At 61.2% G+C, this 21,501-nt stretch carries 17 protein-coding genes; 2 read left to right on the forward strand and 15 right to left on the reverse strand.

Translation table 11 applies throughout. The features are described 5' to 3' along the window. The first annotated feature begins 6 nt into the window (after window positions 1–6). Complete coding sequence (locus tag OHL16_RS15620) at window positions 7–546, forward strand: adenine phosphoribosyltransferase (RefSeq protein ID WP_263368114.1); 540 nt, start codon at window positions 7–9, stop codon at window positions 544–546. A 4-nt stretch (window positions 547–550) separates the two neighbouring features. Here the strand turns inward: OHL16_RS15620 and OHL16_RS15625 are convergent, their stop codons facing one another. From OHL16_RS15625 to OHL16_RS15635, 3 genes are read right to left on the reverse strand one after another with little or no spacing between them, the layout of a single operon-like run. Further along, complete coding sequence (locus OHL16_RS15625; RefSeq protein WP_263368115.1) at window positions 551–817, reverse strand: hypothetical protein; 267 nt, start codon at window positions 815–817, stop codon at window positions 551–553. A gap of 5 nt (window positions 818–822) precedes the next feature. Beyond that, window positions 823–2,031: a lactonase family protein gene (locus OHL16_RS15630; protein WP_263368116.1), complete on the reverse strand. Its 1,209-nt coding sequence runs from the start codon at window positions 2,029–2,031 to the stop codon at window positions 823–825. 19 nt (window positions 2,032–2,050) lie between these two features. Beyond that, window positions 2,051–2,482, reverse strand: a complete 432-nt coding sequence (locus OHL16_RS15635; protein ID WP_263368117.1) for a hypothetical protein — start codon at window positions 2,480–2,482, stop codon at window positions 2,051–2,053. Between the two features lie 113 nt (window positions 2,483–2,595). Here OHL16_RS15635 and OHL16_RS15640 point away from each other — a divergent pair, with 113 nt between their 5' ends. After that, window positions 2,596–4,101, forward strand: a complete 1,506-nt coding sequence (locus tag OHL16_RS15640) for a multicopper oxidase family protein (protein WP_263368118.1) — start codon at window positions 2,596–2,598, stop codon at window positions 4,099–4,101. A gap of 296 nt (window positions 4,102–4,397) precedes the next feature. Here OHL16_RS15640 and OHL16_RS15645 read toward each other — a convergent pair whose 3' ends face one another. From OHL16_RS15645 to lysC, 12 genes are all read right to left on the reverse strand, one after another. Further along, the gene (locus OHL16_RS15645; RefSeq protein WP_263368119.1) at window positions 4,398–7,061 is read right to left on the reverse strand and encodes a DNA translocase FtsK; all 2,664 of its coding nucleotides are present in this window, start codon (window positions 7,059–7,061) and stop codon (window positions 4,398–4,400) included. 210 nt (window positions 7,062–7,271) lie between these two features. Beyond that, the gene (locus tag OHL16_RS15650; protein WP_263368120.1) at window positions 7,272–8,156 is read right to left on the reverse strand and encodes an undecaprenyl-diphosphate phosphatase; all 885 of its coding nucleotides are present in this window, start codon (window positions 8,154–8,156) and stop codon (window positions 7,272–7,274) included. Window positions 8,157–8,275: 119 nt separating this feature from the next. Continuing rightward, window positions 8,276–9,334 carry a hypothetical protein gene (locus OHL16_RS15655; RefSeq protein WP_263368121.1) on the reverse strand — a complete coding sequence of 353 codons (1,059 nt, stop codon included), beginning with the start codon at window positions 9,332–9,334 and terminating at the stop codon, window positions 8,276–8,278. After that, window positions 9,331–10,359, reverse strand: coding sequence for a threonine ammonia-lyase (locus OHL16_RS15660; RefSeq protein WP_263368122.1), 1,029 nt, complete (start codon window positions 10,357–10,359; stop codon window positions 9,331–9,333). The genes OHL16_RS15655 and OHL16_RS15660 overlap by 4 nt, the downstream gene beginning before the upstream one ends. A 56-nt stretch (window positions 10,360–10,415) precedes the next feature. Beyond that, a complete protein-coding gene (locus OHL16_RS15665; protein ID WP_263368123.1) occupies window positions 10,416–12,686 on the reverse strand; it encodes a patatin-like phospholipase family protein in 2,271 nt (756 codons plus the stop codon). 180 nt (window positions 12,687–12,866) lie between these two features. Then, complete coding sequence (locus tag OHL16_RS15670; protein WP_263368124.1) at window positions 12,867–14,531, reverse strand: ribonuclease J; 1,665 nt, start codon at window positions 14,529–14,531, stop codon at window positions 12,867–12,869. A gap of 73 nt (window positions 14,532–14,604) precedes the next feature. Continuing rightward, window positions 14,605–15,459, reverse strand: coding sequence for a 2,3,4,5-tetrahydropyridine-2,6-dicarboxylate N-succinyltransferase (locus OHL16_RS15675; RefSeq protein WP_263368125.1), 855 nt, complete (start codon window positions 15,457–15,459; stop codon window positions 14,605–14,607). A gap of 44 nt (window positions 15,460–15,503) precedes the next feature. After that, window positions 15,504–16,421 (reverse strand): 4-hydroxy-tetrahydrodipicolinate synthase, encoded by a 918-nt coding sequence (gene dapA / locus OHL16_RS15680; protein ID WP_263368126.1) that lies wholly within the window; start codon window positions 16,419–16,421, stop codon window positions 15,504–15,506. Between the two features lie 105 nt (window positions 16,422–16,526). Further along, window positions 16,527–17,789, reverse strand: coding sequence for a pyridoxal phosphate-dependent aminotransferase (locus OHL16_RS15685; protein ID WP_263368127.1), 1,263 nt, complete (start codon window positions 17,787–17,789; stop codon window positions 16,527–16,529). A gap of 269 nt (window positions 17,790–18,058) precedes the next feature. After that, window positions 18,059–19,333, reverse strand: a complete 1,275-nt coding sequence (locus OHL16_RS15690) for an aminopeptidase (RefSeq protein ID WP_263368128.1) — start codon at window positions 19,331–19,333, stop codon at window positions 18,059–18,061. A 30-nt stretch (window positions 19,334–19,363) separates the two neighbouring features. Further along, on the reverse strand, window positions 19,364–20,050 hold the full coding sequence (gene dapB, locus OHL16_RS15695) for a 4-hydroxy-tetrahydrodipicolinate reductase (protein ID WP_263368129.1): 687 nt from the start codon (window positions 20,048–20,050) through the stop codon (window positions 19,364–19,366). Window positions 20,051–20,062: 12 nt separating this feature from the next. Beyond that, on the reverse strand, window positions 20,063–21,478 hold the full coding sequence (gene lysC / locus OHL16_RS15700; RefSeq protein ID WP_263368501.1) for a lysine-sensitive aspartokinase 3: 1,416 nt from the start codon (window positions 21,476–21,478) through the stop codon (window positions 20,063–20,065). Window positions 21,479–21,501: the final 23 nt, after the last annotated feature.

The raw sequence follows: 21,501 nt of genomic DNA on the forward strand, positions 1-21,501 counted from the left end.
GAACGAATGTCGACCCCGATCAACTGCGATTCCCTCAAGCCGCTCATCAGGACAGTTCCGGATTTTCCCAAGCCAGGCATCCTGTTCTACGACATCACGACATTGCTCAAGGACAAGACCGGCTTCGCGCAGCTGATTGATGTCTTCGCCGCCTACTACATCGGCAAGGAGATCGACCTTGTGCTGGGCATCGAGGCGCGCGGCTTCATCTTTGGCCCCGCTCTGGCTTACCGTCTCAATGCCGGGTTTGTGCCGGTGCGCAAGCCGAAGAAGCTGCCCGCAGCAACTGCACGAGTGAGCTACGACCTCGAGTACGGCACAGATTCACTGGAAATTCATCTGGACGCGATTCAGCCCGGTCAGCGCGTGATCATCGTCGATGACCTGCTGGCGACCGGCGGAACGATGCAAGCGACCGTGCAGCTAGTCAGGCAGCTTGGAGGCGTCATCGCCGGTCTGGGATTTGCGATCGAGCTAGACTTTCTGAAGGGCCGTGCGAAGTTTCCCGAGTACGACGTATTCAGCCTTTTGCACTACGACGAGTAGAGACTCAAGCGGCCGTCTCGGTAATGCGGAGGCGGTCTTCCGGTGCGAGGTAGCCTTTGCGGCGGAACCAGTCTTCCATGCCTGTCTGCAGCCGCTCGAGCGGAACGCGATAGCCGGCTTCGAGAACGCCGTCCTCAACTGGCAGAGTATCGTCAAAGACCGCGTCGTTGGTGAAGTTCCGCATAGCAAAGCTATCGATCCACTTGATGGGGCACCGCTCGGCGCTGCCCGAAAGATCAACGCGTTCAACCACAAGACGGCGCGCAAACATAGCTCTCAGGCGAAGAGACTGAACATGGGTGAGTCGACGTTGACTGTCTGAACGGGCCCGGTAAGCTGCCCCGAGCCAGGATCGCGGCGGAAGACTGTCACCGTAGCCGAGTTCTGATTGCCGCAGAGGATCCAGCGCCCCGTCTGGTCCATCACAAAGTGGCGCGGTGTCTTGCCTCCGCAGGCGATGCGCTGCACGACTGACAGTGAGCCGTCCTTGGGACGGATGGCGAAGACGACAAGCGTGTCCTCGCCGCGGTTGCTGGCGTAGAGAAAGCTCCCGTCCGGAGAGACCGCGACTTCAGAGCCTGTGTTCTTCCCCGTAAAGTCCGGAGCCACCGTGCTGATGTGGAAGTTCGCGTTCACCAGCAGTCCCTTGGGGGTGTCGGTGGACTGCGTCGTCGACCACAGATAGTGGTCGATCGTGGAATCGAGCTCGCAGATGCCGTAGACCCAGCGACAGTTGGGATGGAACGCGACATGGCGCGTGCCGGAACCGGGACGGTTGTTGCGAAAGAGATACGGATCGCTTGTGGCCAGTTGCGCGGTTCGGGGATCGATCGAGAAGACGGCAATGTCGTCAGAACCAAGATCACTTGCCAGCAGAAATCGGTTGTCGGGCGAGATCGTGGCGGAATGGACGTGGGGCCCATCTTGTCGCGCTGCGTTCGGACCACGCTTGCCGAACTTCGAGGCATGAAAGTCGATGCGGTCGACCGGTTGACTCAGCGTGCCGTCGGGCGCAATCCGGTAGGACGCAAGCGTACCCCCGGAATAGTTCGCTACAAATGCGGATTTTCCGGTCGAGTCGACGGAGACGTAGCAGGGACCGGCGCCACCGGAGGGAACCTGCCCAATCTGCCGAAGCGCTCCTGTCTTCGGATCCATGGCGAAGGTCGTGACAGCATCGCTTGAGTCGTTCGTCTCGTTCACTGCATAAAGAAAGCGGCGTCCGCTCTGGGAGATTGGCGCGAGAGCAAGGTAGGAGGGCCGCGGCGTAACTGCCGCAAGGGTAGGAGGTGTAAGGTGGCCGCTTGCAGGATCGAATCGCGACTGATAGATCCCCTTGCTGACTCCTTTGCTCGTGTCGGTTCCAAAGTAGACAAAGACGGGGGCCGGAGGTGCAGGCGGCTTTTTCCTGAAGGGGAAAGCCGCGTCATGCATTACGGCGGCGAAGGCCGGAAACGTGACGAGGAATCGGCGGCGCGTGAGCATCAGGAGGGTCTCTCGCTGGTTAAGCTGGTTCGCCTGGCAGGTGAATCGACATCTCGTCTTCAGGACGAATGTCCGCGTTGATCACGGGAAGGCTGGGGAGCTTGGTCGTGTGGCCGGCCTCGTGAACGACGGCATCGGCGTGCTCCAGGACCTCATCGACCGTCATGGTGTACATCTCGCGCCCGTTGTCGTAGCCGGATTCGATGGCGTGCTTCAGGTAGCGGCCTGCGGCCTGTGCAGCCAGGTAGTCAGTGATGACGTGGCCTGTGCGGCGCTTCTGCTCGACCCATGCTGCATTCGGCATGGCAATCCACACCGGCTTGTCGTTGACGGAGAAGCGGATATCGGTCGCGTCGGCATGGCGGGTTGCGATGGCAACGATCGTCCCCTTCCAGGAACAGTGAAGCTGCTCCCCGGTCCAGCGGTCAGTCACTTCGAAGTCTTCATACATAGCAACTCTAGCTTAGTTGTATTGGGGAGGGATGGGCAAGGCGGGCCTCGGTGTCCCCGGCGGGCTATTCTTCCACTACGGCAAAAATCGTCTGGGCCGTAACGAGGAGTTTTATGTCGCCACCTGCATATTCCCGAAGGGACTTTCTTAAAGCCGCGGGAATCATCGCCGGAGGCCCTCTGCTGCCTCATGCGAGCTTCTGCCAATCGATCACCGATGCCGCGAAGGGATCTGTTCCACTCAACGACGGCCCCGCTGACTATGCTCTAACGATTGCAACGACGCCAGTTGAGCTTGCCTCCAACCGCATCCTCTCGACGAAGACCTATAGCGGTCAGTTCCCCGGTCCGCTCCTCCGCCTTAAGGAAGGGCAGAAAGTGACGATCGATGTTCACAACCAGACGGACACACCGGAGCAGTTGCACTGGCATGGTCAGTTCGTCTCTGGAGACGTGGACGGCGCTGCAGAGGAGGGAACTCCATTTATCCCCCCCCATGGCAGCCGCCGCATCACGTTCACCCCTGGGCCTTCGGGTCTTCGCTTCTACCACACGCACGTGCGCGCAGGAGCAGACCTGAACGCAGGCCAATACAGCGGGCTGGTCGGGCCTGTCTACATCGAACCAAGGGACAATCCAGGCGCGTACGACCGCGAGGTTTTTCTGACCATGAAGGAATTTCAGCCTGCGTTGAGCCGCGGCGGCGACATGGCGATGGACTTTTTGTCACCCGCAGCCGTCGTCAAAGAACTCAAAGATAGAGGCGAACAGGCGATGAACGCGTCCCTTGCGAAGGGCGCGGCCCATGGCTTCGAGGTCGGTTATGACGCGTTCACGATCAACGGCAGAATGCTCGGCCATGGCGAGCCTATCCGGGTGAAACAGGGCGAGCGAGTGCTGTTCCATGTGTTGAATGGAAGCGCTGGAGAGATACGCAGTCTCGCACTGCCGGGCCACAGCTTCACGATTGTTGCGATGGACGGCAACCGGCTTCCCAGGCCAGTCCGCGTGCCAGGGTTGTGGCTCGGAACGGCGGAACGCATCTCAGCCATCGTTGAAATGAACCACCCCGGCGTCTGGGTGATGGGTGATCTCTCAGACGATGACCGTCATCACGGCATGGGGATCGTAGTCGAGTACGCCGGATACAAGGGGAAGCCGCAGTGGGTCGCTCCCAGGCCATTCAAATGGAACTACGCGCACTTCGGCGTTCCAACTGACTCTGTGATCGAGCCGGACGAGACCTTCAACATGCTCTTCGAAAAGCAGAACGCCGCCGCGGACGGATTCAATCTCTGGACGATCAATGGCGTTGCATATCCCTCTGCCCAGATGATGGCTCCGGCGTTATTTCACGTGCGCGAAGGCAAACGGTATCGTCTGAGGATGCGTAATGCCAGTGACGATATCCACCCGATTCACCTGCATCGGCACAGCTTCGAGCTGAGACGCATCTCAGGACAACCCAGCTCGGGCGTGATGAAGGACGTCGTGATGGTCGGAGGCTTCCAGGAGGTTGAGGTCGATTTTGTAGCCAACAATCCCGGGCCGACTCTCTTCCACTGCCACCAGCAGCTGCACATGGATTTCGGTTTCATGGCGCTGTTCGACTACACCTAGCCAATCTTCCCAAGAGCTCCGATTTCCCACAGAAATCCTTGTCAAGCCCCAAAATCACTTAATTCGTTCAAAACAAAAAGGATTACAAGTGGCATGATAGTTTCCGTGGTTTGCTAAACTAGAAGTAGCAAAGAAACAGAGCCTCGGCACAGCCGGGGCTCTATCTTTTTCTGACAACTCATCTGCAATGAATACTTTAGGAGGAATAGCCGCAAAAAAGCTGTACTTCACGGTATAAGTCCAAACCTAAACAACCTATTATGAATATTTTGCGCAAATTGCACGGGTGTGGGAGTCTACCGCATTGCCGCATCCACCTCGCTGATCCAGTTCGGAGACTTCAGCAGTTCGCGCGGCTTCGAGCCATCGGCAGGACCCACTAAGCCGTCGTTGTACATCATGTCGATCAGGTGGGCGGCGCGCCCATAGCCGATGCGCAGCCTCCGCTGCAGCAGGGAAGTGCTTGCCTTGCCGAACTCGAAGACGAGGCGCACAGCGTCGTCGTACATGGGGTCGTCGGCCTCGCCTTCTGAGTTGCCGTCGATCTCCTTGCCGGCTTCATCCTTCGGGCCTTCGAGGAAGCCGTGGACGTACTCGGCCTCGCCCTGCGCCTTCCAGAACTCGGTTACAGCGGCGATCTCTTTCTCCGTGACAAAGGGCGCGTGGACGCGCTGCACACGGCTCGTTCCCGGTGGCAGGTACAGCATGTCGCCGCGGCCCAGCAGGCTCTCGGCGCCGTTCGAGTCGATGATGGTGCGCGAGTCAACCTTGGTGGCGAGGCGGAAGCTCATGCGCGTCGGTACGTTGGCCTTGATGAGGCCCGTGATCACGTCCACCGAAGGCCGCTGCGTCGCCAGCACCAGGTGGATGCCGACGGCGCGAGCCATCTGCGCGAGCCGCGTGATCGCCTCTTCCACGTTGGCGCGGTCGAGCATCATCAGGTCGGCCAGCTCGTCGATGACGATAATGATGTAGGGCAGCGGCTCCTGGTTGACATCCTCGAAGAGGTGTCCGCTGCCGCTGTCGAAGAGCTTGTTGAACTGGTCGATGTTGCGGACGTGGTTCGCCGCCAGCAGTTTCAGACGCCGCTCCATCTCGCGCACAGCGTTCCTGAGCGCGTTGGCCGCAAGCTTCGCTTCGGTGATGATCGGCGTGAAGAGGTGCGGGATGCCCTCGTACATGCCTAGCTCGACGCGCTTGGGATCGACGAGGATCATGCGGACCTGCTCGGGCGTCGACTTGAACAGCACGCTCATAATCATCGCGTTGATCGCGACCGATTTACCCGATCCTGTGGAACCTGCAATGAGAACGTGCGGCATCGCAGCGAGATCGGCCGTTACGATGCGGCCGTTGATGTCCTTGCCCAACGCGATCGGCAGCCGCGACTTCGACTGCGCGAAGCTCTCGCATTCGACAACGTCGCGCAGCCAGATCGTCTCGCGCTCACTGTTCGGAACCTGGATGCCGACCGTGCTCTTGCCCGCCATGCGCTCGATCAGGATGCTCTCGGCGGCCATGGCCAGACAGAGGTCGTCGGCCAGTCCGGTGACGCGCGCGTACTTCACGCCCGCGTCCGGCTTGAACTCGAAGGTCGTCACGACTGGGCCGGGGTTGATCTGCGTCACCTGCCCATCGACGTCGAACTCGGCGCACTTCTCCACCAGCACACGGGCCTCTTCGCGCAGTTCGTCCTCGCGCACGGTAGACTGCTCGTCGCTGTGGTAGAGCAGGGAAGAAGGCGGCAGCTTGTAGCCGCGAATGCTCTTGGGAGTAATTGCAACTGCCTTGATGTCCGCATCCGCGCGCTTGCCGAAGGAGATCCCATCCTCGGGTGCTGGGGCCGGTGCTGCGCCCGGTCTCATCTCGACAAGCTTCCTGGTCATACGCTGCTCTGGCTCTACAGCAGGCAGCGGAGGCTCCGGCTCGTCGTCTGCGCGCAGGTGGAAACCATGATCGTGGAAGTTCGAAGTATCGTCGATTGCGCGCACAGGAGCCGCAGCCTTTGCCAGCGCGTCGGCAAACGGAGCTGCCGCGGCGGTCGCTGTTCTCAGCGGCGTCACTGGAGGAGCATCCACCAGCGTCCGCGGCATGGCGTGCCACACGGAGGCGTCTCCGTCATGCGCGGCGGCCTCCTCTTCAGGCGTCATCTGGATCGGCTTCGTAATCTTCCTGCGGCCAAGCCAGCCGAAGAGACCTCCCAGCAGCGTCGAACTCCGCCGCTGAGCGTCTGCGTCAGCCTCGGCAGCCTTCTGCTCGGCAAGCTCGCGCGCCTGTTGCGCCTTCAGTTCGGCTCGCTCCCGCTTGCTGGTGAAGGCCTCAGCCGCATCAACCTCTGCGCCGCGACGGCTCGCGCGCCACTGCGACCAGCGGTCCCACATCCGCGCCAGGAAGCCGAAGCGCATCGTCGCCCACTCGCGCGCCGTATTGAAGGTGAAGGTCGTAGCCAGATAGAGCGACAGCGCAACCATCAGCGCCAGCACGATCGACGCGCCGGGCAAGTTGAGGTAGTGCACCATGACATCGGCGAGCAGGCGGCCAGTCGTGCCAGCAATTGGAAGAGCTCCACGCCACAGGAGGTTCCCGGGCAGCAGCGCGATGGCGGCCGGTCCGAAGACAACCCACATCGCAAGACCCACCGACTTGGCAAGCGGCGATCCTGCGGGCCGCGAGCGCATCCAGCACAGCCCCAGCCGGCCAATCACCAATGGCAGAAAGAACGCAGCTATGCCGATCAACTGCAGCATCGCGTCCGAGAGGTAAGCTCCCACGAGGCCGGTCCAGTTGTGCGCGGGACGGCCCACGGCATAGCCGCCCACGGTGTTGAACGAGCGGTCCGTCGGGGTATAGCTCGACAGCGCCAGCAGCAGCAGGCTTGCCGCCACCAGCATCATCAGGCCGAGAATCTCGTTCAGTCGGCGGTGGCGGGTCGGTGCGGAGACAAGTCTTAGGGTCTTCATCAGGGGTAAGCGCAGCCTCTCTCGCGCCGGCGCAGGCCCTCTGCACACGGGCGGTCTACACCGAGGCCGAGAACCACCAGAGCACCTCCGATTATCCCAGACGGATCTCGTAACCCCGTCTGCTAAAAAGGGAAAACTCCCGGTAGGTATCCGGTTACAAACCATCGGCCGGACCCGTGTGGGTCCGGCCGCATCCCCTTGCAAATCTTCTTAGTAGCCGATGTGGTGTAGGTAGAAGACGGCCACAGAGGCCACCACGCAGTAGATCCCAAACAGATACCAGCGCCCCGCCTCAAGCCATGCGCTCAGCCACCTCAGCGCCACAAGCCCGGCGAAGAAGGCAAACACCGCGCCCAGCAGGCTTGTGACCACGCTGCCGTGCAGATCGATCGGCGTCCCCGCCGCAGCAGCCTCGTGCGATGCCTTCAACAGCCGCAGCGCCTCGCGAGCGACGACCGGCGGAGTCAGCACCACGGCTAGCGCAAAGCTGAACCGTTCCGCCCGCTCCTTGCTCGCGCCCGTCAGCATGCCGGTCGAGATCGTCGCCCCCGAGCGCGAGAACCCGCGAAACGGCAGGCACAGCCCCTGCACGAAGCCCATCCATCCGGCCTGCCGCATCGTCACGCTGTCGCCGTAGAACTTCTGTTGCGCTGCGGCAAGGCGCCTCTCCATCAGTCCGGCGATCAGGATGAGAACTCCCGCCGCCAGCAGTGCCGGAGCAATCAACTCAAGATGGCTGAACAGGTCCTCGATCTGCGCCTTCGGTGCTCCCTTGAACACCGTCTTCTCAATTGCCTTCTGCAGAATGACGCCGATGATACCGGTCAGCAATGTCGCCCAGATTACGCGAATCGCAAATCGCTTGAAAGCATCCGAGCTTGCGAAGTACGTCCGCTTCCACTGGTTCCAGAAATACGCGATTACGGCGAACATCGTGCCCGTGTGCAGCATCACGAGCAGCAGCGTCATCTGTGGGGAGGAGGGATCAAGCCCCATCAGCTTCTCCGCTACAACAACGTGGGCCGAACTCGAGACGGGCAACAGTTCTGCCAGTCCTTGCACAATCGCAAGCACAATGACTTTCAAAATAGGCATAGTCCAATGCTACATGCTCCACCTCAAGACAAGATGAAGAGGATCGTAGCCAGGAGAGTACCTTTTCGAACACCGCCGAAGCCTCAACTCCGCGCCGCGGCCAACGTCACGACCTTGCCTCAGTCCCGGTCGTTGCCATAGATCGGAATCCCCTGCTGCACGCGATAAGCGATGCTGGCCCCGCGCGCAGCGTAGTCCGTCTGCGGATACTTCGCCTTCAAATCCTCGGCCAACGCCTGGGCCCGCGATGCGGCTGCGCCGGCCCTCTTCTTGTCGTCCTGAACTGTGTACATCGCCACCACCACGCCCTCGCGATAGATCGCGTTGTAGAGCGCCTCTGCGGCCTTCGGCCCGTCTGGATACTGTCGGGCGTACTTCTCATACAACCCTGCCTCCATCTCCGGACACTTCGGCAGGCCCTGCCAGTCGCCGCACATCTTGTTGTCGAGCAACTCGTAGGCCGCTAACGCCGCATACTTTGTCCCCTGATAATTCTTGATGACTTTCTTCATATCGCCGTCGAAGATCTGCGGCCGCAGGGAAGCATCCTGCTCCTTGGCCGAGGGCAGCGTGCTGATATCGCGCCGCTCAAGCTGCCAGCGAATATCCGCCGAGCGCCATGCCGCCTCAGCAGCCAACGGCGACTGCGGATAGTAGTCCGCCACACGCCGGTAGATCAGATGCGCAGCCATCGCCGCTCCCTTGCGGGCGTTCGGACGTGACGCCTCGTCTTCGAGGTTCGCCGCCGCTCCAAAGAGAATCGCATCGCCGCCAGGAGTCGTCGGTGTCACAATCCCTTTGTCGCGAATCCATCCCGAGGCTGGCGTTACAGTCTCATCTTCGCTGAACTCCGGCTTATCTTCCGCGTCGTCCTCGACGTCCGTGTTGGCAAACACCTTCACCCACGGCCCGCTGCGCTCAACAATCACGACCTCGTGGCCCGGCGTCACCAGCGAGACCCTCTGCGAGTCCGCGTCCGACGCAACGTACACATTTGCCTCGTGCAGCACTGTGGCCCGCGCAGAGCGATCGTAACCGGACTTGCTCTTGTCGGGCTTCTGCGCCCACGTCGCACCGCAACCGGCCAGCAAGGCCACGCCCAATGCTGCCCTCTTCAGCCAGCGATTCGTCATCAGTTCGTTAGACGCGGTCCGCACGCCTGTGGGGGCCATGGTCATCCGACCCGCTCCATCATCTCGCTCTCCAGGCGCTCCCGAAGGGAAGGCTCAAGATTGCCCCCGCTCAACACCACGGCCACCTTCTTCACGCTGGGCAATTCGCGTGCGTGATAAAGTGCTGCCGCAAGCGTCACCGCCCCGCTCGGCTCAGGAACGAGCTTCGTCGTGGTCAGCATCACCCGCATCGCCGCCAGAATTTCGTCTTCCTTCACGGTGACGATGCCATCCACATACCGCATCACGTGCTCGAAGTTCAGCACGCCCAGGCTCTGCGTGCGCAGCCCGTCACAAATCGTCCGCGTCGTCTTCTCCGCCGGCCACTCCACCAGCTTCTTCGAGTAGAAGCTCTCGTGCGCATCGGCGGCCAGCTCGGGCTCCGCGCCCCACACTTTCACGTCAGGTCTGGCGAGCCCTGCCCCTGCCGCCAGCTTCACGGCAGTTGCGATGCCGCTCAGCAAACCGCCGCCGCTTACTGGCGAAACCACAAGGTCCACATCGGGCAACTGTTCCACAATCTCCAGTCCGCACGTCGCCTGCCCGGCAATGATCTCCCGCGCATCGTACGGCGGAATCATCGCGTAGCCGAACTGCGCGACCAACTCCTCAGCCTTCAGCTTCCGCTCGGACGAAGCCGGCCCGACCTCCACAATCTCCGCTCCCAGCGCGCGCGTCGCGGCCTTCTTCACCTCAGGAGCGTTCGACGGCATCACAATCACCGCCTTCGTCCCCAGCGCCCGTGCCGCATACGAGACCCCCTGCGCATGATTACCACTGGAATAAGTGATCACGCCGCGCTTTAGAGCCTCCGGCGAAAGCTGCGACACCATGTTGTATGCCCCGCGCAGCTTAAAGCTGCCAATCGGCTGCTCGCTCTCTGCCTTGATGTAGAGATCGAACTCCGGCTCAGCAACCTTGGCCATGCGCAGCCGCGCGCGTTCCACGCGATAGAGCGGCGTCCTCACGGCGACTCCTGCAATCCGCTCTTTCGCGGTCCGAATCTCATCCAGCGTCACAAACTCAGTCATTTCAATCTCCGCTGAGGCAATGATAACGTTGCCCCGCGCGGAAGCGAATAATCCGCCTAGAACACACGCCCCACCCCGAAGTACCACTTCCTGTGGTCGCTGTCGCCGATGCTCAAGCCGCCATACACCGGCCCGATCAACGTCTTGATCACAACCAGCCCGGCAACGTCATTCGGCAGCGTCGGCGTCTGTGAATTGCCGCCGTACATCTTGCCGATCTCGTACAATCCGCCCGCATAGATTGCATCCGCAAACACAGGATTCAAACGCACCAGGCGATATAGATACCCCACCTGGCCGAGAACATAGTCCGTGCCAAGGAGCTCGTTCTGGCCGTAGGCACTCAGCCTCAGAGGCCCGCCCAGGGTCAGGCCGGCAAGGCCCAGATTATCAGTGCCAAAGCTCGTTCCTCCCTGGACGACCCCGTAAAGAATTCCCCGAGACCGGATCGGGACAAAATGGGCCAAAACCCCAATCATCTGCGAGTACCCACCTGAACCAAACGGGCGCTTCGTGTAGTAGCTATAAACGTTCTGCAGAATGGTTCCGCGCGTAGGTACGACCACATCGTCCTGACCCAGGTACTGGAACTTCACGTTCGTTGCAAGCGGCGTCAGCGTAAACGCCTGCTGAGCGGCTGTTCCGACTGTGGCTCGTTCGCTGAACCACTGGTAGTCCTCGCCAACGCGCAGTTCCGTTCGCGTATTGAACTGGTAGCCAAGGTCGACTCCCAGACCATTTCTTTTCTCTTTATATTGCTCCAGCTGAGTGCTGCCCTGATAATAGGCGTTGACCAGATGAGATAGGTAAGCGTGCGGAGCCACAAAGGCATGCGACCCGGTTTTCAGCGGCTTGTACAACTCACCGCTCAATCCGGCAATTTGCCCGACCATCCCGGTCACGCGCAACTCTGAGTCCGGCCCCGTCAGGCCGAAGAATGTTGCTCTGCCTCCTAATCCGAGCTGCACATTGTTGGAATCGTTGGCAAGAATCGTCACTCCTAAGTTCAGAAACGGCGGCCCGTAGCCCTTGTCCCGCGCACGTATCAGCAGGCCCGGCTTGCCATCTCTGTCCACGATGTTGTAGTTGATCGTCGAGAAGATTCCGGTTCCCTGCAGGTCGGCAATGCTCGTCTTGAGCTTGTCTGCATCGATCGGTTCGCCGACATACTTTTGAAACTCGCGTGCAACCCCGGACTGTTCAGCCCCGCTGATCCCATGGACCTCGACAAACTGCGGAACCGGGACCTTCGTCCGCCGACGTGCCTGCCTTTGTGCCATATAGGCCGCCCAGTCGGCATCGTTCAGCGCATACTTCTCTAACTTCGAAGCCTGTTGCGCAGCGGCCTTTTCCCCTAGCGGGATAATCTCGGAGCTCTTGGAGAACTCAAGCGTGGCAAACTTGCTCACGTCCGACGAGATGACGACGTCCGCGCTCTTCAGACTCTGCACCTCATTGGCCGCAACCATGATCGACACGTTCCTGCCGGCGATGCCAATCAGCGAGTTCAGGCCGCCCGGATCCGGAGGTCCCGAATTCAGGTACGACGCGATCACTACATCCGATCCCATCGATCGCGCCACATCCACCGGCAGATTATCTACCGCGCCGCCGTCCGAGTAGATATCGTTGCCACGCTGCACTGGCGCAAAGACACCCGGGATAGACATCGTCGCCCGCAGCGCCTGGGGAAGCGATCCGTCCGCAAACACATGTTTCTGGCCTGTCCTGATCTCCGTTGCCACGCACCGGAACGGGATAGGTAGGTCGTCAAAGCTCTTCAGATCGTAGTACGGCAGCATCGTGCGGTCGAATAGTAATCCCACCTCGGAGCCACTGTTCAATCCACTCGGCAGGCTGAACCCGCCCTTTAGCCCAAACTCCAGCCGGTTCGGAAACGCGAGCTTGTCTTCCTTGCGCCGGAAGTTCAACGCCTGAAAGGGCACCTGCCCGCTCAGCACTGTCTGCCAGTCGATGCGTGAGATAAACGTCTTGATCTCGTCCGTGCTCAGGCCAGAAGCATACAGGCCGCCCACAAGACCACCCATGCTCGTTCCAGACACATAATCGACAGGAATGTGATGCGCCTCAAGCCACTCGATCACACCAATGTGGGCAAACCCCAGCGCCCCGCCGCCCTCAAACGCGATTCCAATCTTTGGCCGCGGTTTGGGAGCATCCTGCTGCGCGGTTCGCGGCGATTCAGGCTGTACGCTGGACTGCGGTTGCGACGGCTGCTTCTGCGCTGGAGACGGGACACCCCAGACTCCAGCCACCGATCCGACCAATGCCAAAGCTGTGCGGCGGCACCATGTCAAACTCAACATCGGGTCCCTCGCCTTCAGGCCTTGCGGGCTGCCATTGCTGTGTCTGCTACCGTCCGGCTGCTGGCCGCATATTTTGACGACAATCTTACCCTTGCCGATGCGCTCGTCTCAACCGTCAGCATCCGCTTCGGTAACCTACAGCCTACGCCGCGTAACCCCCATCCCAGGTGCCGCCCTGGCTCAGATCTCCAGAATCACCGGCATGATCAACGGCCGCCGGCTCGTACTCTTCTGGATATACCGCTTCAGATCAGTCCGAATCTTCTCCTTGATCACGCCGTAGTCCGCCTTCTCCTCGCCCGACGAACCATCGAGCGTGCGCTGCACCACCTGACGTGCCTCTGCGATCAGGTCCTCCCCATCGATGGCCGTGCCGCGCATCACAATCTCCGGTGCGTTCTCCACCTTGCCTGTGTGCTTGTTGATTGCGATGATCGGCAATACGATTCCGTCCTCGCTGAGATGCTTGCGGTCGCGGATCACCATGTCCTCCACGACGTCCGTCGAGGCCCCTCCCGAGTCGATGCACACGCGGCCCACCGTCACCTTGCCCGTCTTCGTCGCGGAACTCCTGTCCATCTCGAGAATATCGCCGTCTTCCAGCAGAAGCGTCTTCTCGACCACTCCCATCGAGCCTGCCAGCTCGGCGTGCCGCTTCAGATGGCGGTAGTCGCCGTGCACAGGGATGAAGAACTTCGGCCGCACCAGGTTGATGATGAGCCGCAGCTCCTCCTGGCTCCCGTGTCCGCTCACATGGATCAGCCCCGAAGCTCCGTCGTCATAGATCACTTTTGCATCGCGCCGCTCCAGGTGGTCGATCATGCGGTAGATCGACTTCTCATTCCCCGGAATCACCCGCGAGCTCAACAGCACCGTGTCGCCCGGCTCAATCTGAGCGTGCTTGTGGTTGCTCACCGCTGCGCGGCTCAGCGCGCTCATCGGCTCGCCCTGCGTGCCCGTGATCATCACGCAGACCTTGTGGTCTGGAAGCTCCTTGATCTGTCCCGGATTGATGATCAGCCCCGGAGCAGGATCGAGATAGCCCAGGTCCTGCGCAATCTCGGTCGAGTTGTCGAGCGACCTCCCGACGATCGCAATCTTGCGTCCATGCTCAGCCGCCAGCTCCATTGCCAGCCGTATCCGGTGTATCGACGACGAGAAGCAGCTGAAGAACAGCTTCTTCTGCGTCTGCGAGAAGATCTCATCCAGTCGCGGCCGCACCGCCTTCTCGCTCGGCGTATATCCGCGCCGGTCCACGTTGGTTGAGTCCTGCAGCAGCGCCAGCACACCCTGCTTGCCCAGTTCAGCGAAGGCATGCAGGTCGAATGGCTTGCCGTCCGGCGGCGAGAGGTCCACCTTGAAGTCGCCGGTATGCAGCACCACGCCCACCGGCGTATGAATCGCCAGCGCAACGCAGTCCACCAGCGAGTGCGTTACGCGAATCGGAGTAATTGCAAACGGCCCCAGCGTAAACCGCTCGCCCGGCAGAATCTCGATCAGATCTGCATCGTCCAGCAGACCATGCTCCTCAAGCTTGCCCTCGACGAACGCAAGCGTGAACTCCGTCCCATAGACCGGAACATTCAGCTCCGAGAGGATCCACGGCAGTCCGCCGATGTGGTCTTCATGCGCGTGCGTCAGCACGATGGCGCGCACCTTGTCGCGGTTCTCGGTCAGGTAGCTGATATCCGGAACCACAATGTCCACACCAAGCAGCTCTTCTTCAGGAAACATCAGCCCGGCATCGATGACGATAATGTCATCCTGCCAGCGGAGGACCATGCAGTTCATGCCGAACTCGCCCAGGCCCCCCAGCGGAATCATCTTCAACTTATCTTGTGCCATGAAACTTAAATCTTAGCACTCGGGCCGCCAACACCTTAGGGCAGAACGTCTCTGTAGCGGGCAATCGGCTCCGTTACCGCAGCACATCCTCCAGCACCAGCGACAGCTCCGTCTTCTCATCGCGGTACTTCACAATCACCGGAGCCGCAATGCTCAGCCCCCAATCCGCGCCCTTGCCCTTGCTCACAGAGCGCGAGCCCGGCACGACCACCGCGCCTTCTGGAATCACCAGCGGCGCCTCCGACGTTGCCTTGTAGACCTCGCCCTTCACCAGGTCATACACCGGAGTTCCCCGCGTCAACACTGTGCCAGCCGCAATAACCGCGCGCTTTCGCACCACCGTGCCCTCGTAGACGCCCGTGTTTCCGCCCACAAGCGCATCGTCCTCGATAATTACCGGGCTCGCGTTCACCGGCTCCAGCACGCCGCCGATCTGTGCCGCCGCACTCAGGTGCACGCGCTTGCCGATCTGCGCGCAGCTCCCGACCAGCGCGTGCGAATCCACCATCGTCCCCTCGTCCACATACGCGCCGACGTTCACGTACGCCGGCGGCATCACAACAACGCCCTTCGCCAGATAAGCCCCGCTGCGCACGCTCGAACCGCCCGGAACCACGCGCACCCCGTCGGTCACGGCAAACCGCCGCGCGGGATACGTCCCCTTGTCCACAAACGAGAGCCCGTCCGTGCAGCCCATCTCCGTCATCGCGCCCAGCCGGAAGCCCAGCAGTATCCCGCGCTTCACCCATGCATTCACGCGCCAGCCAAGGGGAAGGGAAGCGTCCGGCTCCGCCGACCGCAGCGTGCCAGCCTCAAGCGCCCCGCGCAGTTCGAAAAAAGACGCTTCTGCCTCTGCATTCCCAACAACCGCCGCACCCTGCGCAAACCAGTGCTCAATCTTCTCCTGCAACGCTCCGCTCAAACTCACACAATCACCTTTTCAAGAACATGATCTTCAATCTGTTGGGATGCTCAGCGTGCCCGTGCCGCCTCACCTGCGGAAACACCTGCGAGCAGCCCCAGCTCACCAAGCATCTGCTCCAGCTTCCGCCGCAACCCATCCGACACAGGGACCATCGGCAGCCGCAGCACTTCTTCACCGCGCCCAAGCATCGCAAGCACTGCCTTTATCGGAGCCGGGCTCGGCTCCCAGAAGTGCGCCTGCATCAGCCGGAAGAACTTCCGGTTGAACTTCCGCGCCGTCACCCAATCGTTATCCAGTGCAGCATGCACCATCTGCGACATCTGCGCCGGAATCGCATTCGAAGCCACTGAGACGAGGCCCGCCCCGCCCAGCCCCAGCACCGGCAGCGCCATGCTGTCGTCCCCTGCAAGCACCTTGAAGCCCTGGGGCGCCGTCGTAATCAGCTCCGTAATCTGCGCAATATTGCCGCTCGACTCCTTCACTCCGATCACGTTCTTCAGCTCGGCCAGCCGCAGAACAGTCGCAGGCTCAAGGTTCGCGCCCGTTCGCCCGGGAATGTTGTACAGCAATACCGGCAGCTCCACCGCCTCGGCGATCGCCTTGAAGTGCTGGTACTGCCCCTCCTGCCCAGGCTTGTTGTAATAAGGATTCGCCGTCAGAATCCCTGTGAGTCTCGGCACCCGCGCCACCCGCTTCGCGCGGACGACCGCCTCATGGGTTGCGTTGTGCGTGCATCCTGCAAACACAGGAACCCGGCCCCCGGCGGCCTCAACCACAGTCTCCACTACCTGCAGCCACTCCGCCTCGCTCAGCGTCGCCGCCTCGCCCGTTGTTCCGCAGGGAATCAGGAAATCGATTCCGCTCTCGATCTGCCAGTTCACCAGTGCGCGCAGTGAGTTCGCATCCACGCTGCCGTCTCTCCCAAAGGGAGTGACCAGCGCCGTTCCACAGCCCATCAGATCCATAGTGCTTCAAAGTTTACCGCGCCAGAGCGAAGGATTTCAGGGCTTAGGCGGCAAGAAAAAGCCCCGGCGCGTCGCCAGGGCTCTTTCCTCTTGTGGCAGACTGAGTTAGCCGCGGTAGAGCTCCGAAGGAACGTGGAACTCGGGCAGGTGCAGATAAGCCGCTCCGTTCACAGTTCCCGGCGGAGTATCCATGCACTTCACGAAGGCAGTCTGGAACTTCTGCATCTCATCCTTCGTGCCCACAGTGACGCGAACGTAGTTCGGCATCGCGGCCCACGTGCGGCCAATCGCGACGTTCTCTTTCAGCATCGCCTGCTGGAAATCGCGGCCCGGACGCTTCACATCCACCATGAACATGTTGGCCTGCGAGCCCGGAACCGTCTTGTAGCCGTGCTTCTCCAGGAACTCTAGCGTCTCCGAGCGGACATCCGCGTTGATCTTCCTGCGCAGCGGAACCAGCTGCTTGTCCTCGAGGCTCGCGCGAGCAGCTGCAGCGCTCGTGATCGAGATGCTGGCAAGGCTGCGCGCCGGCGGAGCCACCGTGTTGAACTTCGCCAAAAGGTCGGGCCGCGCAACCGCCACGCCTGCCCGCAGACCCGCCATCCCGTAGATCTTCGAGAACGTCCGCAGCACGATGATGTCCTTGTCCTGCGCAACCAGATCAATCACGGACTCGTCATTCGAGAAGTGGTGGTACGCCTCATCGACAATCACCACCGACCCCGCCGGCTTGTTGTTCAGAAGCCAGACGATGTCTTCCTTCGGTGTCATCGTCCCCGTCGGGTTGTTCGGATTCACGATGTAGTACGCTCCCGGCGAGGGGTGCGCCTTCAGCATCGCCTTCACGTCGTGAGCGTAGGTTGCAGTCAGTGGAACGGGGAACTTCGGAGCCTTCATCGTATCGGCTGCGCGCGGCCCCTGCTCATAGCTTGGGTCGCCGTAGACCAGCGGCTTGTCCGGCCCGATGTTCGACATCAGCGCCAGGTCCAGCGGCCCGCCCGATCCCGGAGTCAGTGCCAAATAGCCCTTCTTCAGTCCGAACAGATCGTTGAAGACCGCGACCGTCTTCATCGTCTCCTCCTGGTGGTAGCGTCCGCCCATCGGAGCCGTCGTGCTGATCGCCGAAAGAGCCGACTGCGCCGGCCCAAGCGGGTTCTCATTGGAGCTGATGATCACCGTGTCAGCGGAGAGATGGCGCATCTCGCCCATGTCCCCGCCACCTAAGCCGCGGCGGCCCTGTGTCTGCGCCGGAGCGCCCGCGGCCTGCTGAACCGCTCCAAACGCCGGAAACGCGGTGGCCGCCGCCGAGGCAGCTCCCAGAATCCGCATGAAAGACCTGCGAGATACACCTGTATGGATCGAATTCATAAAAATTCTCCTCGTGACGCGTTCGAACGCGAAAAATGCGATTTGGGGTGTAGAGATGCGACGACGCAACGACAGAGCGTCGCGCGCCTGCTGCGAATTCGGCATCGTCTTGCCTGCGGAGCGTCGCGGCTCACGCAGTAACTACTTTGTGGTGGGAATTACCGGGTCTGACGGCTCAGACCTGCGATGAGTCTCAATTTACCGCGAAATTCTCGCTCGCGCACAAAAAATATCCGATCATGCGTCAAGAGTCGGGTAAAACATAGCATTCACTGCGAAACCCAAGCGCCCTTGCGGATCAGCGGCTCGGCCGTGCCATCGTTGGCGATGCCGTCCACGTCCATCTCGCCCGTGCCGATCATCCAGTCCACGTGGATCAGGCTCGAGTTTGCTCCACGCGCCGTCAACTCGGCGTCGCTCATCTTCTCCCCGCCGATCAGGCACGTCGAGTATGCCTGTCCCAGCGCAATGTGGCTCGCCGCATTCTCGTCAAACAGCGTATTCCAGAACAGCACGCCGCTCTGAGCAATCGGCGACGCATGCGGAACCAGCGCCACCTCGCCCAACCGCCGCGCGCCCTCGTCAGTCGAGATCAGCCGGTTCAGCACATCCTTGCCCGCCGTAGCCGTCGCTTCGACAATCCTTCCCGCCTCAAACCGCACCGTGATGTTCTCGATCAGCGTTCCCTGATGCGACAGCGGCTTCGACGCCCGCACCGTCCCATCCACACGGTCCTTATGCGGAGTCGTAAAGCACTCCTCCGTCGGAATATTCGGCTGGCAGTAGATCCCGTTGCCCGCCATCGTTCCTCCGCCCGCCCACAGATGGTCGTCGGCCAGCCCCACCGTCAGGTTGGTTCCCGGCGCCTTGAAGTGCAGCGCGTAGTACCGTTTCTCGTTCAGCATATCGACGCGCTTCTTCAGCCGCTCGCCATGCCGCTGCCACTCCCCAATGGGATCATCCACGTTGACGCGCGAGGCCGCAAAGATCGCCTCCCACAGCTTGGCAATTGCAATATCCTCGCGCTCACCCGGAAAGACCAGCTTCGCCCACTCCGGCGTCGCGCTCGCCACGATCGTCCAGTTGATCTCGTGCCGCGTAATTAGCTCCATCGCCGGCTTGCTGGCCTTTGACATCGCGACATTCGCCCGCGAGACCTTCGCCGGGTCCTGCTTGGCCAACAGCGCCGGATTCGCTCCCGAGATCGCCAGCCGCGCCGCGCCGCTCCTGAAGCCATTCGCGATCCCGTCCTGCAGCCACACCGGAGCAAAATCGAAGCTCGCATCCGGCCCATACTCATACCGCGCCAGCACGCTCGGATCGTCCGAGTACAGTGTCGTCACCAGCACCGCTCCAGCCTTGTAGGCCTGCTCCGTAATCTTCCGCGCCAGCGGCAGGGCCTCCATCGGAGCCGTCATAATCAGCTCCTGCCCGGCCCGCAGAGCCAGCCCCACCTTTACTGCTACCTCGGCCAGACGGTCGAGCTTCTCATCCAGCGTCAACCCGGCAAATTTCGTAGTTTTCTCGGCCACTGCAACGCGCATAACGGTTCCTTCTTTTTCGACGCAGAGATGTTATATCTGCGTGTAAACATCCTGAAAGTCATAGCAGCCGGTGCGCGTTGAAAGCCACTCCGCCGCCCGCACCGCACCCTCGGCAAACCCACGCCGCGAGTGCGACTCATGCCGCAGCACCAGCTTGTCCGCAACGCCCTTCGCCTCAAGCTCATGGACCCCCGCGGCGTCGCCAACCCGGTGCGCAGTGATGGGAATCTCCTGCAACCCAGTCGCGCCCTTTACCACATCTGCCAGCGTCAGTGCCGTCCCTGAAGGCGAGTCGAGCTTCGTCACATGGTGGGTCTCTTCGATGGAAAACGCATAGCCGCTGCTCTTCAGTAGCTCACTCATCTTCCTTGCGAGCTGCAGCATCACCTGCACGCCGATCGAAAAGTTCGTCCCATACAGCAGCCCTGCCTGCTTGCGTTCGGCCAGTCCACGCATGTCGTAGAGCTTGTCGTACCAGCCGGTCGTGCCAACGACCATCTTCGCCCCCGTAGCCAACACCGCACGCATGTTCTGGATCACTGCCTCAGGCGAGGTGAAGTCGATCACCACGTCGAACCCTGTAACAAACGGAGCCGTCAGCGCCGAAGCATTGGCATTCTCCTTCGCATCGAGCACGTGCACGCTATGCCCGTGCTCTGCCGCCACCTCAGCCACCAGCTTGCCTGTCTTCCCATGCCCCAGTACCAATACCCGCATTGCAGACCTTTCTTATGCCTTGCTCTCTACCTGGCCCCGCGCTACATCGCGCGCTGTCACGTCAAAGATCTCTTCATCGGGATCGGCAAAGAAGTGCCTGTGAAGACTGCGCACCGCCTCCTCCACGTCCTCTTCTTCGATCATGAAGCTCATATTGATCTCGCTGGCTCCCTGCGAGATCATCCGCACGTTCACATGGCTGATAGCTCCGAATACTTGGCCTGCGATGCCGTTATGCCCGCGAATGTCCTCGCCCACCATGCAGATCAGGGCCTTGTGGCCCTCCATCTTCACATCGGCAATCTTCGCCAGCTCCTCGCAGATCTCCGGCAGCCGCTCGTTCGAGTCCACCGTCAGCGAGATGCTCACCTCGCTCGTCGAAACCATATCGATAGCACACTTGTACCTGTCGAAGACGTCGAAGACCGACTTCATGTACCCGTACGACATCAGCATCCGGCTCGCGACGATATCGATGATCGTCAGCTTCTTCTTCGCTGCGATGCTCTTGAACGGATTCCTGCAGTGCGGAGCCACCGCCGTGATCTTCGTGCCTTCGTTCTCTGCGTTGCGCGAGTTCAGCACCCACACCGGAATGCTCTTCTGCACCGCCGGAAGAATCGTCGCCGGATGCAGCACCTTTGCTCCGAAGTAGGCCAGTTCCGCCGCCTCCTCAAAGCTGATCGACTTCACCCGCAGCGCATCCGGACAGATCCGCGGATCGGTCGTCATGATGCCGTTCACGTCCGTCCAGATCTCGATCGCGCCTGCGTGCAGCCCTCCGCCCACCAGCGCCGCAGTATAGTCGCTCCCGCCGCGTCCCAGCGTCGTCGTAATCCCGTCCACGGTCGAGCCAATAAACCCGCCCATCACCGGCGTCTGCTTCGCCTCAATCAGCGGCAGCACCAACTCGCGCAGCTTGGCTTCAATCGCCGTCTCCAGGGGAGCAGCCTTGCCGTAGTTGGCATCGGTCACAATGCAGGTCCTCGCGTCGACATGCACGCCGTTCAGCCCGCGCTGCGCAAACGCCGCCGCAACCATGCGGCTTGAGAGCCTCTCGCCGAAGCTCACCACCAGGTCGCCTGTTCTCGGCGTCAGCTCGCCGACTGCCGCGATTCCGCGCAGCAGATCATCCAGTGAATCAAACTCCGTATGGAGCGCGGCATGCATCTCGGCAAACTGCTCTTGCTGCAACAGGTCCGACGACGTGTCGATGTGCCGGTTTCTGAGCCGCGCGCTGAGCGCCAGCGCACCAGCCTTGTCTCCTCGTCCTGCCGCGGCTGCGGCCGCAATCAACTGGTCCGTCACCTTCGCCATCGCAGAGACGACGACGATTGCATCCAGGCCCTTTTTACGGCGTCCCGCCACGATGGCCGCGGTGCGCTCCATCGCCTTGGCGTCTTCCACCGACGTACCGCCAAACTTCATCACCACTAACGATTCATGCGCAC

It is taken from the genome of Edaphobacter bradus (genome assembly GCF_025685645.1).
GTDB classification, from domain to species: Bacteria; Acidobacteriota; Terriglobia; order Terriglobales; family Acidobacteriaceae; genus Edaphobacter; species Edaphobacter bradus.